The 15,149-nt window shown below is 43.2% G+C and carries 19 protein-coding genes; 3 read left to right on the forward strand and 16 right to left on the reverse strand.

All coding sequences use genetic code 11. The annotated features are described in order from the left end of the window. Nucleotides 1–2: 2 nt before the first annotated feature. From L7A31_RS12590 to flgB, 16 genes are all read right to left on the reverse strand, one after another. Complete coding sequence (locus L7A31_RS12590) at nucleotides 3–1,217, reverse strand: flagellar hook-length control protein FliK (RefSeq protein ID WP_237362073.1); 1,215 nt, start codon at nucleotides 1,215–1,217, stop codon at nucleotides 3–5. A 5-nt stretch (nucleotides 1,218–1,222) separates the two neighbouring features. Next, the gene (locus L7A31_RS12595; protein WP_237362074.1) at nucleotides 1,223–1,510 is read right to left on the reverse strand and encodes a hypothetical protein; all 288 of its coding nucleotides are present in this window, start codon (nucleotides 1,508–1,510) and stop codon (nucleotides 1,223–1,225) included. Next, nucleotides 1,507–1,890 carry a flagellar export chaperone FliS gene (gene fliS / locus L7A31_RS12600; RefSeq protein WP_237362075.1) on the reverse strand — a complete coding sequence of 128 codons (384 nt, stop codon included), beginning with the start codon at nucleotides 1,888–1,890 and terminating at the stop codon, nucleotides 1,507–1,509. The genes L7A31_RS12595 and fliS overlap by 4 nt, the downstream gene beginning before the upstream one ends. 6 nt (nucleotides 1,891–1,896) lie before the next feature. Continuing rightward, entirely contained in the window at nucleotides 1,897–3,294 is a 1,398-nt protein-coding gene (gene fliD, locus L7A31_RS12605; protein ID WP_237362076.1) for a flagellar filament capping protein FliD, read from the reverse strand. A 234-nt stretch (nucleotides 3,295–3,528) separates the two neighbouring features. Continuing rightward, a complete protein-coding gene (locus L7A31_RS12610) occupies nucleotides 3,529–4,542 on the reverse strand; it encodes a hypothetical protein (protein ID WP_237362077.1) in 1,014 nt (337 codons plus the stop codon). Between the two features lie 2 nt (nucleotides 4,543–4,544). Continuing rightward, nucleotides 4,545–5,414, reverse strand: coding sequence for a flagellin family protein (locus L7A31_RS12615; protein ID WP_237362078.1), 870 nt, complete (start codon nucleotides 5,412–5,414; stop codon nucleotides 4,545–4,547). 69 nt (nucleotides 5,415–5,483) lie between these two features. Further along, on the reverse strand, nucleotides 5,484–6,833 hold the full coding sequence (flgK, locus tag L7A31_RS12620; protein ID WP_237362079.1) for a flagellar hook-associated protein FlgK: 1,350 nt from the start codon (nucleotides 6,831–6,833) through the stop codon (nucleotides 5,484–5,486). Between the two features lie 59 nt (nucleotides 6,834–6,892). Then, a complete protein-coding gene (locus L7A31_RS12625; RefSeq protein ID WP_237362080.1) occupies nucleotides 6,893–7,252 on the reverse strand; it encodes a rod-binding protein in 360 nt (119 codons plus the stop codon). Nucleotides 7,253–7,256: 4 nt separating this feature from the next. Continuing rightward, nucleotides 7,257–8,357: a flagellar basal body P-ring protein FlgI gene (locus tag L7A31_RS12630; RefSeq protein ID WP_237362082.1), complete on the reverse strand. Its 1,101-nt coding sequence runs from the start codon at nucleotides 8,355–8,357 to the stop codon at nucleotides 7,257–7,259. A gap of 7 nt (nucleotides 8,358–8,364) precedes the next feature. Next, complete coding sequence (gene flgH / locus L7A31_RS12635; RefSeq protein ID WP_237362084.1) at nucleotides 8,365–9,033, reverse strand: flagellar basal body L-ring protein FlgH; 669 nt, start codon at nucleotides 9,031–9,033, stop codon at nucleotides 8,365–8,367. A gap of 3 nt (nucleotides 9,034–9,036) precedes the next feature. Then, nucleotides 9,037–9,822, reverse strand: a complete 786-nt coding sequence (flgG, locus tag L7A31_RS12640; protein ID WP_237362085.1) for a flagellar basal-body rod protein FlgG — start codon at nucleotides 9,820–9,822, stop codon at nucleotides 9,037–9,039. 15 nt (nucleotides 9,823–9,837) lie between these two features. Continuing rightward, the gene (locus L7A31_RS12645) at nucleotides 9,838–10,572 is read right to left on the reverse strand and encodes a flagellar basal body rod protein FlgF (RefSeq protein WP_237362086.1); all 735 of its coding nucleotides are present in this window, start codon (nucleotides 10,570–10,572) and stop codon (nucleotides 9,838–9,840) included. 11 nt (nucleotides 10,573–10,583) lie between these two features. Then, nucleotides 10,584–11,771, reverse strand: a complete 1,188-nt coding sequence (gene flgE, locus L7A31_RS12650; protein ID WP_237362087.1) for a flagellar hook protein FlgE — start codon at nucleotides 11,769–11,771, stop codon at nucleotides 10,584–10,586. Nucleotides 11,772–11,788: 17 nt separating this feature from the next. Continuing rightward, the gene (locus L7A31_RS12655) at nucleotides 11,789–12,511 is read right to left on the reverse strand and encodes a flagellar hook assembly protein FlgD (protein WP_237362088.1); all 723 of its coding nucleotides are present in this window, start codon (nucleotides 12,509–12,511) and stop codon (nucleotides 11,789–11,791) included. A gap of 3 nt (nucleotides 12,512–12,514) precedes the next feature. Next, entirely contained in the window at nucleotides 12,515–12,934 is a 420-nt protein-coding gene (gene flgC, locus L7A31_RS12660; RefSeq protein WP_237362089.1) for a flagellar basal body rod protein FlgC, read from the reverse strand. Nucleotides 12,935–12,946: 12 nt separating this feature from the next. Further along, nucleotides 12,947–13,306 (reverse strand): flagellar basal body rod protein FlgB, encoded by a 360-nt coding sequence (flgB, locus tag L7A31_RS12665; RefSeq protein ID WP_237362090.1) that lies wholly within the window; start codon nucleotides 13,304–13,306, stop codon nucleotides 12,947–12,949. Between the two features lie 260 nt (nucleotides 13,307–13,566). On the opposite strand from flgB, the gene flgA reads away from it, so the two are divergent. The 3 genes from flgA to flgN all read left to right on the forward strand — a co-directional run bounded on the left by flgA (nucleotide 13,567) and on the right by flgN (nucleotide 15,105). Further along, the gene (flgA, locus tag L7A31_RS12670; RefSeq protein WP_237362091.1) at nucleotides 13,567–14,280 is read left to right on the forward strand and encodes a flagellar basal body P-ring formation chaperone FlgA; all 714 of its coding nucleotides are present in this window, start codon (nucleotides 13,567–13,569) and stop codon (nucleotides 14,278–14,280) included. 76 nt (nucleotides 14,281–14,356) lie between these two features. After that, the gene (locus tag L7A31_RS12675) at nucleotides 14,357–14,626 is read left to right on the forward strand and encodes a flagellar biosynthesis anti-sigma factor FlgM (RefSeq protein WP_237362092.1); all 270 of its coding nucleotides are present in this window, start codon (nucleotides 14,357–14,359) and stop codon (nucleotides 14,624–14,626) included. Nucleotides 14,627–14,631: 5 nt separating this feature from the next. Beyond that, the gene (flgN, locus tag L7A31_RS12680) at nucleotides 14,632–15,105 is read left to right on the forward strand and encodes a flagellar protein FlgN (RefSeq protein WP_237362094.1); all 474 of its coding nucleotides are present in this window, start codon (nucleotides 14,632–14,634) and stop codon (nucleotides 15,103–15,105) included. The last annotated feature ends 44 nt before the right edge of the window (nucleotides 15,106–15,149 follow it).

Genomic DNA, 15,149 nt, shown 5'->3' on the forward strand with positions numbered 1-15,149 from the left:
AGTTAACACTGTGTATCGAGCAGTCGATCATGAGCCAGCTTATTAGCTTTCACGACAGTCTTCTCTTCAATGGTTCGATGCAAGTATGATGGCTGATTTCCATTCTGCTGCTGTTGGTTCTGTTGTGATTGACCAGAGTTATTTTGGGCGGAAACATCAACATGGACACTTCCTTGGGTGTTTTGGGCCAATTCATACTGCAACTGATGCAAATGCTGATGTAATGTGTTTTGTACTTGATGATTCGGTGCAATCACTTGCACTTGGGTATGCTGACTTGCAACCTGAATTTGTATCTGCAACTGCCCAAGCTCTGATGGGTGCAGACGCAATGTTGCTTTCTGCTGTTTATTCTGCAATTGCCAATTAAATTGTTGCTGAATGACCCGCTCCCAGCCACTTTGATTCAGGCTGAGTTTTTCCGGTTGAAGGATTGGTTTAGCAAGTTGCGCAGCTAAAGTTGGTGTATTCAACTGCTGACTAAGCTGGTGTGGTGACACTTGATTTGCCGATAGATTTACCAAACTATGCGAACCGTTATCACTCATCAACTTCGCTGGCTTTTTTTGTTCAGTTTGTGAATGAGTCACTTGGGCAACAGCAGATGTCTCAAATAGTGGAGTCGTATGAGTTGCAAGCTTGCGACTGGCACTTTTGCTACCTTCGACAGCTGTACTTGTATGCAGCTCCTTGGCTTCGGCTGCCAAAGGTTCAAATAGCTTGGACTCGTGAATTGCTTTGGAGCTCGTGCTAGTCCCATCCACCGTTGTATTGGTCACTTTCTTTTTCGCGTCACCGAGATTCAAATCAGCATTGATAAAGCTCGCAACTTTTTTGCTTGGCGCTGCAATATCGACACTTTTCACCAGCTTCAATGATGTTTTAGCGGGCTGTTTCTTAACCTCAGTGGAGCTAAATAAGTTCAGCGCTTGAAAGTTAACCTGACTTTCGACGCTCTCTTTTGAATTAGCTTTTTTATGATGCCCCTTTTTCTTCTCGGAGTCCGATTTACTCCGTGAAAGCTTAGAACTATTTTGGTTAGGACTTGCCTCATGTTTAGACAATGAGTTTGCTTCTGGCCTATCCGTGACTTCTTTATGCATAGAACAGAAGCTGAAGCTTCCCTCTCGATTTGAGTTTTTATTCGAGATTTCTTGTGGTGTTTTCTCCGACTGCGATTGCACCAGTGAAATTGAACTTGTACCCAATTGTGGCATCGTTTCTACCCTGTCACATCATGATAGGCAGAAACAACACTATGGGAAGAGCGCTGCTGCTTCATTTGAGCCAATAGTTGCTTTCGGTACTCTTTCATATCTTGTTCTCGCAAATGCAAGAATTGGGCAACTTGAGCTGCCACCTTCTCCGTTGCTTCATCTCTTTCAATCGAAGAAATATCAAGCTGAGACAAGCGTTGGCAAAGCAGCTCAAATCGGTCTAAATTTTCATATTTCCAAGCTGCTTCAAGTGCTAACAACAACTTAGTAAGTTGACGGCTAGAGGTGTTCATGAGGCTAGCGCTTGCTCCCAAGTTTGCTTCAGTGGACCTATCAAAGAGATAACCTCTTCAAGTGGCGCTAAATCATTTTGGACACTCGCCCTCAATATATTGCCCATTGAAAACCGGTAAACTTGCTTACAATTCTCGAATAGCTCAAGATCTACTTCTGGATCCAGTGCATGTTCTAAAACCACAAGCATCTCCATACAGCGATCACTCTCTTTCACTTTCCCCTCGACACGTTCATATTCGATATGGGCTTTCAAGCGAATTAAACTATGGATCAACTCCCGAGTTAACATCAGCATCAACTGTTGAGGTGATGCCACATTCACTTTGGCATCAATGGATGCTTCCTGATAAGCATGAAATGGATGATTATTTGACATAAATTTTTAACTACTGCTGTCTGAGGATGAGCTCAAAAATAGAGCTTTCATTAAAGTTTGAGCACTTTGCATTGATGCAATAACATTGTTCGCTTGTTGGAACCCGTTATACAAGGTCTGCGCGGTGGTCACCATGTCAGACTTTACTTTATATATCTGAGTCTGATACGAAGAGTCCTGTTGATTTAGTACTGTTACTTGCGCCTGAATTCCAGTTTTTGAGGTTGTATCAGTGCTCTCCTTTAAAATCGTACTCAAATTGCCAACTAGAGTAGAAAGTGTCTTGCTGTAATCAGCAACAGTCGGGCCACTATAGTTTGCGCTTTGGGTACTATTCATCGTTTTTGTAAACTGAGAGCTATCAAATGACATCTGATCGCCCGATAAACTAAGCCCCAAGTTTGATAGTTCAAAATCTCGATCAGAAGTAACCTGGTCAAGTAATCCTGTCAGCTGTTTGTGGGCTGATAAAGCCGTTTGATCATCCGATAATGGACCAGCAGACGTACTGGATGAACTATCACTGCTACTGGTGGCTGTACCAGACTTTACGTAAGGTGCATAGGTGGTCATTAGCGTGTTATAGGCGGATACAAAGCTTTGGATATTCGCTTCTAAAGTACTCGTGCTCACAGTGCCGCTAATCGTCGCTGGTGCATTTGAGGCTGTGGTCGAATTCAGAGTCAGAGTAACACCGGAAACGGTAATTTTGTTGCTTGAAAAGCTTTGCGGCTTTGCATTAGAACCACTACCTATCGTCACAATGGCATCCTGAGCTGTTTGAGCTGTGGTTAGGTTACTCATCAAACTAGTTACGCTGCTGTCACCAGTTGCAGACACCGTGAAACTAGCGCTTTTACCTATGTTGTCACCTTGGATAATCAACTTCTGCTGTCCACCACTTACGGTCATGACCGAAGCTTTGACCCCAGCACCAGCAGCGTTGATATCTTTCGCAATATCTTGCATGGAACTTTTAGCCGCGACTTTGATTGAGGTTTTCGTACCATTAACGTCCACAGTAATCGTTGAGGAAGATGAAGTTTGCGTAGTACTACTCCAGCCGGAAGAAATATCCTCCTGAGACGATGCTAGCTGGCTCACTCCAATTGTCATACTGCTAGTAAAAGCTGACGTGGCGCCCGAGCTAATATCAGCGGTAATTGCTGACGATGAGCTGGTCACTTTGTTGGTGTCGTTCGAAGTAATCTTGGCCAATGCAGCTTCAGCCGCTTTCATCGCAGCAACTATTTTGCTGTAAGCAGAAATATCGGTTTGAGTATTGTAATCTTCCGTCTGTAGATTCTTTAGCTGAGATTGATATTCTGCTGTTGCTATGCTTTGTGCAAAAGATTGATTTAAGGTAATCCCGTTAATGCTCACCGCGCTACCGACACCGCTCATCACTTCCTCCAGACCCAATAGGCTTTAAATAATTAGCATAATTCATGCCATTTAAATTCATATATTTTACAAAGACTTAGATTACACCCAAGCAGAACTTACCTGTATACGGAAGTTCAGGCGGAAATCAAGATTGTCTTAATGGAAATCCCCTTATGTAAATTCGACCCAGAGCTAACATTGTTTAGGGAGAATTCAATATCAAACATAAAAACGTTTACCTATTACATCTGGCTACCGTCCAAGCAGTACTGAAAGCTGGCTGCGAGAGAAGTTACATTGAGCCAGCACAGATTTGGTCGAACTGGACCCAGTTACGGGAAACAATGTTAGCTCTGAAAGCGATAAGGGCTTTTGTTTACTTAGCTGAGAGGACATGACCTGCTTGAGTTGTTGAACCTGTTTATGGGCGATAGTTAACCTTTTCCCCGCCATAGCCAGTGAAAGCTGGACATGCTTGGTATTTTGTAACTGCTCCAAGGGCATATTTTCTAAAGAATCTGGTTCTGCGCTGTTAATTTGCACCGAGTTTTGAGAAAAGAGTTCACTTTTACCGACTATAGACAAATTGTGTTTCAGATTGTCCAGTTGATGACCACTCGTTTTAAAGATCAACTCTCCTCGACTGTGACGAACTTGGATTCCCATAGCTGCCAACTGTAAATTTAGCTGAGTAGCAACCCTCTTGGGTGAGCTGTGAGCTTCAATTGTTATCAGCTGAGATTGAGACTTCTGTTTGCCTAGTTGAAAGAGATGTCGACTTTTTTGGCTCACTCCACTCGCGTTCATTCCGGATATCTGAAACTGGTAATGCTGCACAACCCCTGCGCTGGGCAGGTTAAGCGACAGCTTACTGTCCAATAGCGGTTGCCCAGAATAGGATTGAAGGCTTCGAACTTGGGCGAGCTTGCTTTGTAGTCGCTGAAGTGAATCGGTATCCGTTGCTCGACTTCTCAGTTGCAAAGCCAGTTGTTTCAGTACTTTTTGACTGTTTGAAATGGCGTACTCGGCCAACTGTTGGTCGCCAAACTTCCGGCTCGTCGATAGCAGCTGATAGCTTTGCTGGCGCTCTCGGGTAAGTATTCCATTTCTGGTATGTTGCGTGAGGTTGATGAATGCAGAAGTTGCATTCGATTTTGGCAGCGAGGTTGACGCATCAACAGCATTGTTGGTCCGGCCCAATAACGAAGAACGTTGTTTTGGCAGGACCGTCGTAGTATTTGAAGCTGGTGTAACGCTACTGTTCATAACTAGGTGTTAATGTACTTCATTAAGCCCATTCCAGTGGTTTGCGCTATTTTGACAAAGGCTTGGCTCGACATCTGAATTGCAGATTGGTACTTCTGGATAGAGACGGCAGCTGATGCCATATCGACGTTGGTAAACTGTGCCGCCATCTTTTTATTAGATGTTTGAATTTGGCTGTTGGTCTTACTTACCGCCTTAATATTCTCAACGGTATCACCAATTTTACTGCTGGCTAAGCCGATATTCTCAATTGCCGTCGAGCTTGTTTTTATGGCGGAAGAGATTTGATTAGATGTAACCGATTTACCAGCTGCTACAGAATTCGCTAAACGAGCCAACTCGTTCAATGCTGTGAGTTGGCCTGTACTCGATACCGAAAATACGTGGCTCAACGGCACATTTCCACCAACCAACAAACAGCTCCCAATACTTACCTGACGAACTTTGCCATCACCTTGATAATTATATGTGCCGTCGGAATTTTCGACGATTGCTGCTTTGCTTGTTTGAGAACCACTAAAGGTATAAGAACCTTCCGGGCTTTTCCCATTCAGGCCCGCTACTACCTGCTTAAGCTCACTTTTAATAGACTGAGCAATGGCTTTTTTGTCACTTGCAGAAAGCGTGTTATTTTGCAATTTAATCAAGTTTTGCTTAATTGACTGCAAAGTCGTTGAACTACTGTTTAACGTCTGCATCTGAGAATTTAAATTATTTGTAAGTGCCGTAACGTTGCTCGAATAAGTATCTTGTTGGCTGATTTGATTGTTGATCAACATCAGCTGACTGTATTGAGAAGGTGCGCTAGCAGGAGTGATTATCGCATTGTTGCTAACCATCTCCTCGTTTACTTCATTTAATTTAACGGACATAGTATTTATGCCCTGTAAAAACTCACTATAGGTAATAAAGTTTGTAATCGAATTAGTCATATTCGCCTCTTAGCTCGTCATATTCAGTAGAGCATTGAAGATAGTGCTAGCGGTAGACAGCACCTTCGCATTCGCCTGATAGGCTTGGGTATAGCGCAATAAATTCGCTGATTGGGTGCCCATATTTACACCACTAACAGATTGCTGATGAGCATTTGCCGAAGCTAATAAGCTACTTGCCGTTGACACCTGAGACTTCACCGTTGCAGTAGCATTCGCATTCTGGTTGACCACACTGGAATAAAACCCGCTAAAGCTACTCCCTGAAAGTGCTGAAAAGGATTGAGAGTTCAGCGCAATCATCTTATTTAGATTGCTCCCATCACCAGGTCCAGATCCAGAAGCGGCAAATGCCAGTATAGCTGGGTCAGTTATCGCAACTTTTAGGCTCCCTGCTGGATCGTTTGCGTTATAACTAAACAGGGCTGTTCCAGGATTACCATTTTTATCTGAACCTTGAGACTGGAGCTTGTTGAAGCTATCAGCAAACTGCTTCGCAAGTGAATTTATTTTGCCTTTCAGGTTCTGTAAGGTTTTTAGGTTGACATTGATTAAGGCACCCAGAGTGCTATCTTTGGTCAAGTTCAAGCTGGATTCATGACCACCCGCAACTAGATCGACTCCGGGAATCCCACTCGCTCCAGTGGTTAACTTTAGCTGACTTGCCATTGAGCCAGTAATCAAAGCGTTACCATTGCTCAGCATGACATTGACACTTCCATTTGGCTGCTGAAGCGTTTTAACACTTAAGCTTTTTGACAAGGTTTTCAAATCGCCCTCACGTTGATCTATGAGTGAGTTAACGTTCTGGCCTGTCGCTTTCCCGGCGACTATTTGCTTATTCAGCTTAGCGATTTGAGTCAATAACTGGTTTGTTTGTGGAATGGTACTTTGTAGCTGCTGCTTAACGTTATCAGTCCATTTATTAATTTGGGAGCTGGCTGTATTGAACAGGTTCGCTAGCTGTGTGGCTTGGCTCAAAACCGACTGGCGATAACTGCTGCTAGATGGATCTGCCTGAGCTTTTGTCAGAGACGAGAAAAAACTCTGAATTCCAGTATTGATAGACGTGCCGTTACTACCTAAATAGGTATCAATATTACTTAGGCAAGTGTACTGAGTATTGTACCCAGCTAATTCACCTGTTTGACTCCGTACTTGTTGATTCGCCCAAGAATCACTATAGCGGACAAACCCATTAACCTTAACGCCACCACCAGAATCGACTCCTACAGAAGAGACGCTTACCCCTTCTCGAAAGTAATTTTCGTTCGGTTCATTGGATATGTTTTGCGACGTTATATCGAGCCAAGCTTTTGCTGCGTCAGCACCGCTTTCGGCAATGTTGATAATGTTCATACTTACCTAATCCACCCAGACCTCAGTTTCAAATACATTCGGCCCAATCAAGAGATTGTTTATACTTTATTTTTGCTATTTCCATTTACGAAATCGCCAGTTCGGACAACCTTGGACACGTCACCACCTAACTGCTTAACGAGCATTTCTGATAGGCCTAAACCATGTTGTTGGCTCATTTCAAAAGCCAACTGATTGTCATACATACCTTGATAGAGCTGCTGATTCTGGCTGGAGAACATGCTTCCTTTCTCCAGAGTCTCATTGGTTTTCTGCATACTCTTTAGCATCATTTGCAAAAACAAGGCTTCAAACTGATCGGAAGCTCCATCCAGAGCCTGACTATTTTTTCCTTGTCCCTCCATGTTTTGTAACTCGGAGGTATCAAAGTAGGCCTGATTGTTAAAGTTAATCGTCATAGTATTAAATCACTTTCAGCTGAGCTTCTAAGGCACCCGCTTTTTTCAGAGCCTCAAGAATGGCCATTAAATCTGTCGTAGAAGCCCCAACGCTATTAAGGGCCGCTACTACTTTCGCTAATGTGGCTCCAGCAGGAAGTAGGAATACATGCGTTGGATTATTTCCTTTAATTTTGACCTTAGATTCTGGTGTAACCACAGTTCTACCACCTTTGTTAAAAGGTGGCGGTTGGCTAACGTTATATTTCTCGCTGATCTGAACAACCAAGTTACCGTGGGCGACGGCGGCTTGACGTAGTTTCACGTCTCCCCCCATAACCACAGTACCAGTACGAGCATCGATAACAACGATTGCTGGTGGATCTCCTGCCTGCACATTTAGTTGCTCTAACATAGCCATAAACGTCACCCTTTGATCAGAATTTAGAGGGACTTTTACTTTGACTGAACGTTCATTAAGCGCTTCCGCTTCACTCGAACCAAATACACCATTGATGGCCCGTTCGATATTTCTAGCGGTGACGAAACTTGGATCACGTAAACTTAATAGCAACGTGCGAGATTTAGATAATCCAGAAGGTACGGTGCGTTCAACTGTCGCTCCACCAGGTATTCGGCCTACAGTTGGTAAATTGATTGTTATGCCCGTTCCAGTCCTACCCTGTGCTTTAACGCCACCAACAATCAGATTGCCTTGCGCTACCGCATAAATATTTCCGTCCATGCCTTTCATTGGTGTCATTAACAGCGTGCCACCTTTTAAGCTTGATGCGTCACCAATGGAGGAAACCGTTACATCAATAGTTTGACCCGGCTGCATATTAGCAGGCAAACTGGCAGTAACTGACACTGCCGCGACGTTACGTAGATCAACTCGACCGTCAGACTGAACTCCAAATTGGTCGAGCATATTTTTAATCGACTGTGAAGTGAAAGGAGTTTGACTGGTACGGTCACCTGAGCCATCCAGGCCGACAACGAGTCCATATCCAACTAGTTTATTGCTACGGATCCCCTGAATATTCACAAGATTCAGCAGCCTTTCAGCATGTGCTGTTTGCCCAAGCAGCAAACAGAACAATATCAAAAATGAACGTAATTTCATTACTACCTCAGAACGGGAACCACTTACTACTAAAGAATCGACTTAACCAACCCTGACGATTCGCGTCCGCCAATGCGCCCGTTCCGGAGTAAGCGATATTTGCATCTGCGACACGTTGTGATGAGACTTCATTGAGGTCATTAATATCTTCTGGCCTGATGTAGCCCGTCACGCGAACATACTCGGTCCCTTGATTTAACTTGATCCACTTTTCCCCTTTAATAAACAGCACGCCATTTGGCATCACTTTCTGTACAACAACGGTCAACTGCCCCTGTAACAGGTTTTGCTGCATCGAATTCGTGCTGCCATCAAATTTGTGGTTCGAAGCTAAGCCAGTCTGTAAATTCCCCCCTCCAGTGTTGCCGAAGATCACTGGAGAGCTGATATTATCCGCATTGCTTTTATCAATACTAGTGCCTGATTTATGGGCAGAAACTGTATGCTCATCTAATACTACGGTAATAATGTCTCCGACTTTATGTGCTCGGTGATCACTAAATAACATTAAAGAAGAACGTCCACCAAAAAGGCTGCCATTTTGATGCTCCACCTTTGCGGAAGGAAAATTATGGGCGGAATAGCCATCCTCCCCTTGAGTCGGATCTTTAAGAGGGGAAACACAACCGCTTAACAGTGCAATCACCACGCTACACAATGTAAAACGTCTGTACACGGATTAGCTCACCTGACTGATTTTCTGTAACATCTGGTCAGTCGCCGTGACCATTTTAGAGTCCATATCGTAAGCGCGCTGAGTCGAAATCATCGCTACCATTTCCTGTACCACGCTTACGTTCGAGCCTTCTAAAGCCCCTTGCTTTAACTGACCAGTACCCGATTGCCCTGGGGTATATTCATTCGCAGGACCACTTGCACTTGTTTGTTGGTATAAACTGCCACCTAACGCTTTTAGGCCTGTAGGGTTAATAAATCTAACCAAGCTGATTTGGCCAAGTGTTTGTGAATTACTGTTACCTGCTTCAGTAATCGATACCGTACCGTCCGTGCCAATAGTGACACTGGTAGCGTCCTGTGGGATGGTTATATTCGGATTTAGAGGTAGCCCATCACTAGTGACCAATGTGCCATCTGGACTTTTTTGAAATTGCCCGTCACGAGTATATTCAATAGTTCCATCCGCTTTTTGTACTTGAAAGAACCCCGGACCTGAGATTGCTAGATCTAAAGGTTGACCCGTTGTTTTTATGTCTCCAGTAGTAAAGATTTTCTCAGTACCTGTCATTTTTACCCCGGTACCAAACTGAATACTTACTGGCTTCACATTCTGTTGGTTAACCATTCCACCAGCAGTCTGCTCCGTCTGATAAAACAGATCTTCAAAGGAAGCTCTGCCGCTTTTAAACGCAGTGGTATTCACGTTCGCTAGATTGTTTGAGATGATGTTCATCTCGTCCTGCATCGCTGTTAAACCTGTTTTAGCGATATCAAGTGATTGATTCATGATTTCCTCTGTATCTTAGCTTGCCGGTTGCAACAAGGTGTCACCGGATTTTTCAAGTTGACTGGCGGTTTGCATCACTCTGACTTGTAAATCATATTGGCGGCTAGCATTGAGCATAGATACCATCTGCTTAACGGAATTAACATTACTTCCTTCCAACATTCCAGACTGTACTGAAGTGGCACTAGACTCCGGTAACGTTCGGGCACTCCGTGTGTATATCAGCCCATTGCTCCCGCGTTTCAAAGTAGAAGCCTTAGCATGTACTAACTTAAGTTTCGCAAGTTCAACGACTCCAGCACCACCGGGTTGTTGAGTTTCGATGGAACCATCAGTGCCAATCTGTAAACTTGAGTCTGGTGGCAGTATGATAGGGCCAGATGTACCCAAAACCGCATGGCCCCGTATCATTAATTCGCCACTAGCGGTAATTTGAATGTTGCCGTCTCGGGTATAAGCCTCTTTCCCTGAAGAGTCCAATACCGTCAAATAGCCATTGGCCGAAGGCATTACATCCAGCATACGTCCGGTTTCGATTGCGCTACCTATCGATCCAGATATACCGGTGTCTCCTTCTACTGCCATAGTACGTGTTTGCCAACCATTACCAGCTACGTTCTTACTTTCAGCATTAGCGATTTGTGCTTGAAAACCTGTCGTATTAACGTTAGCCAAATTGTTCGCAGTCAGGTTTTGCTGTTCCATCGCTTCGTTGGCTCCCGTCATGGCAATATAAATAGAGCGATCCACTTAACACTCACCTACATACTTTGCATCAATACAGTATCCATCTTATTTACCGCAGAGATAGATTTAGCATTGGCTTGATAATTACGTTGCTCAGTAATCAAGTTGACGAGCTGTGAAGACAGGTCAACATTCGACTGTTCAATCGCTCCACCCTCTAACGCTCCCAATTGACCACTTCCTGGAGTGCCGATGACAGGTTTCCCTGAACTTGTTGTCGCTATCCACGAAGTGCTTCCAACGGGTTTAAGCTCTGTTTCATCAGGAATAGATGCAACAACGACTTGGCCTTCAAGCTTCTTCTGGCCGTTACTGTAATTGGCGTAAATGTTACCGGATGAATCGACCGAAACATTAGTGAATTGACCTGATGCATAACCATCAGTAGTGGCTTTAGCAATACTGAAGTCTGAGGCAAACTGAGTCATATTGCTCAAGTCAATTTTGGTTGTCATGGTATTCGCACCGCTACCAGGATTAAATGCGATTGATTGAGGAGTGTACCCCGTTAAGTTCCCGTTGGAGTCAAACTTCAATGTTTCTGGTTTACCACTATTTACAGCTTTCCCGTCCATTGTATAGTGAACATTCCAACTGTTTTCTCCTGTTTTTACATAGTATTCTTTTAGGGTGTGTTGCTTACCCAAACTGTCATAAACATTCACAGAGGAAGATGAGTTATATGAGTTGGCGTCAGTAGGATCAAAAGTCGTAACTGTCGGAGCAGTATCGGAAGCATTTAGGTTCGCGTTAATAGTCACGTTCTTGCTCTGCTGAGCAGCGAGATTACCTTTATTGATTGAAAGGTTGCTGACCACACCGTTTTCAATTGCACCGGTGCTATCAACTGGATGTCCTTGCAAATCCATGCCTTGGTCATCAGTGATAAAGCCTTGTGCATTGAGCTGAAAGTATCCACGGCGTGTATAAACCTGCTGCCCATTCTTCATACCAACAAAAAAACCACCGCCTTCTATAGCCATGTCTAGCGCACTGCCCGTCTGTTCGATACTACCCTGAGAATAACTTTGTGTTTGTGAGGATAAAGTGACACCGCCAGGAGCATACTGATTGTATACCGAAGAAAATTGATCTCGGTAAGACTTAAAACCCGCCGTATTGACGTTAGCGATATTATTGCTGGTCACCTCCAGTTCTTCACTGGCAGCATTTAGACCACTTAAACCGATAAAAAATGACATATTAACTCCAGTTCATTTTAGACTAAGGCTTTTAGAGCTTGCAGAGTGCTCTGCTCTTTTTTCATACTGGAAAAGGAGTCATCTCCATCTCCAGTGATTTGAGTAACTTCTGTAATTGGAATAGTGCCAGCACCATCTAAGACTAATTCCACGCCTCTTGCTGTCAGTTCAACACTATCTACTTTGGCTGCCATATTTGGCATGATTGAGGCTGAAGCTCCGCTAACCATTCCAGATGCTGATATGGTATAAGTTCCCGGAGCTAGTTTGAGTTTGCTCTGATCCAACGTAAAGGGAACTGCACCAGCATCCTTATTACCTAGGTCAATCGTATCGACTAACTGTTGCTTAGAATTATAGATATGCAGTGTTACGTCATTTGCGGCTTTGCTAAGGTTTAGCTGCCCGCTAACCTTGCCCCCTCGAGTTAGCTTGGCAGTATTAGATTGGAATAAGATCTCTTTCCCTACCATACTGGTAGCTTGCAGATCAATCGCGGTGTTCATTCCATAGGCCAAACCTTCAACCTGAGATTGAAGAGATTGAAGAGATTGAGAGTTACTCATCTCGGAAAGCTGTTGCAGCAACTGAGCGTTTGATGTCGGATTGGTTGGATCCTGATTTTTTAGCTGTGCTAAAAACAGCTTCATAAACATATCTGAGTCCAATGTCGCAGCACTAGATAGCATGCTATTGGTCGAAGTACTGCTGCTGGCAGTAGTATTGGTAACCGTAGTCATTGGTTAATCACCTAAGGTCAAGAGTTTGGATTGCATGGAACGCACACTGTTGAGAACGCTGATATCAGTAGAGTAGCTTCGCGATGCGGATATCATATTGGCCATAGATTCAGCGGTATTCACATTGGGTGAATAAACGTAACCCGCTTTATCCGCTTTTGGGTTATTCGGCTCATAAAGCTTTTCAAGTGGTTTCTGGGAATCGTTAATGACTCCAGCAACCTTGACCGTTGCTGCAAAATCGTTTGGCGAAAAACTGTTATTGTATACAGTGGAAAATACCGCTTGCTTGGCGTGATATGTTGTAGCTTGAGTTGTTCCAACACTATTAGCATTAGCTAAGTTGGAAGCAACGGTATTTAAACGAATGTTTTCTGCGTTCATAGCAGAACCCATAATGTTGTAAATCACATCTAATGACATGGAGTTTCTCTATCAGCCCGCTTGACCATCAATAGCTTCCTTTATCCCCTTTAACTGCAGGTTCAAGAAACTATAACTAGTGCGATAATCCATCGCATTTTCAGAAAAACGGGCCTGCGCCTGACCGATATCTACGGTGTTGCCATCTTGGCTAGGTTGTTCTGCTATTCGATATTTGAGGTCTGAACTTGGTTCAGGGGTGATACCACTTCCTGATATTTGATCTTCGACTTGTTTAACATAGTCAGCAAAGCTCAGCCCCCTAGCTTGATAGTTTGGCGTATCCACATTCGCAATATTACTCGCCAATACTTCGGCGTTACTAATATGGTACTTCAGCATATCTTCATGAACAGCAAGTAGTTGATTCAAGTTGAGGCTCATCATTTTTCCGGAAAGTTACAAACCCCCAGCAATTAGCAATTTTCATGCCAACTATTTATTTATTAATTATCATTAAGTTAGATTAAGATTCAAAAAAACCTTCCGCTTTAATTCATCTTGTAGGAAGGAAGCGGAAATATGTAGCGGAGAAATTGAACTGCAATAGAGAAATACGCTTTAGTAGTTTAGCTAATAGCAATATTCGGGATATAATTCCTATCATTAGCTTTATTCAATGAATTTGTGTTATGCGTTGGTCTTTTTGGCTTTTTACTCTGTTTATAGGACTTCCCTTTTATAGTCTTGCTTATCCCTCTTCTATTCAGCATCAAATTGATCAAGCGATTCATCATAAGCTAAATAATCAACTAGAAAAGCTATCTCACCAATTAGGCGGGACAAACTCTACTCTGTCGGTCATTCCACTAATTCTAAATAATATCTCCGTATGCCCCTCTACACCTGTAGTCAAACCTTTGCTGCACAATAAACCTTTACTGGGTGTGTTTTCCGTCATGCTGATTTGCCATAGTAAAAAAGTGAACTGGACCTTATATGATAGAGTTCACACTCATGTATTTGCGAACGTAGTTGTCAGCCGAAAAGCGATACAACCCAGACACCAAATTACCCAAGCTGATTTGGCTTATCGCCATATGGATATCAGCGACCTGCGTGGGGGGTACTTTTTACATGAACGTGTACTCAATAAAAAAATTGCTACCAGTCACTTATCTCCTGGAGAAATCATTGCGCCTTATAACATTCGACAACCATATTTGATAGGAATTGGCGATCACTTGACTATCACTGCACAAGGCTATGGTATTCATATTAGTGTTTCAGGGATTGCTCTTCGTAGTGGACAATTAAATCAACAGATTCCAGTACGAAACCTGAACTCACATAGAAAAGTCTATGCCACTGTCATAGGACAAGATATGGTAGCAACGCATTTCTAAAAAGATTAAATGTGGCTATAAACAATCCAGAATATGAGTCGAAGCTATTGTTATCAACAACGAATTTAAGGTTGTCATGAATATTAAACTTAACCAGCCAACTGCCTTATCAGAAATCAGGCAAGCGGAAAAAATTACCACATTGGAAAAAGATAAGAGTTCAGAGCAATCACAATCCCCATTACTAACCCAAGCAGCAAAAGCTCGCTTAGCGTCAATGTCAGACGTAGATCAAAGTAAGGTTGACTTTTATAAGGCTCAGTTAAAGCAAGGTTTAATAACACCAGACCTGAATCAACTGGCAGATAACCTTGTCAGCTCTGCGCAAGAACTAAGTGGTAAATAAAAATAATGAGCGACACAAAAGGTCAGCAGTTAAGACTCCTCTATTTAGTGATCCAGCAAGATACCAAAATTCAACAGAAGTTGATCAGTGTAATGGAGAGACTGCACGAAGCTTTACTTGAGTTAGATACTGAACAGGTTAATGTACTGGTACAAACACAGCATCAGCTTTTGACCAGTATAGAAAAGAATGGTCATCAGCGGGAACAACTACTTGCTGTGCTCGGGATATCAGCGGACCGACAAGGAATGCAACGTATGCTTGCTCAACTACCTGAGCTACTACGTGAACAATTTACTCGCTTATGGGACGTGTACACTCGTACGATTAAAACTAGCCATCAGCTCAATTTGCGCAATGGTCAGTTAATGTCACAACAAAACCAACTGATTACACGAATGTTGACCGGCTCTCCAACAACTTATGGGGATTCTGAGCCCACTGCAAATTATAGTTCTCGATTTATTGCAGAAGGTTGACCTCTCCTCTCCCACAAAGGAAGAGGTTTACGGCTTTTTACTGA

Source organism: Vibrio marisflavi CECT 7928 (assembly GCF_921294215.1).
In the GTDB taxonomy this organism is placed as follows: Bacteria; Pseudomonadota; Gammaproteobacteria; order Enterobacterales; family Vibrionaceae; genus Vibrio; species Vibrio marisflavi.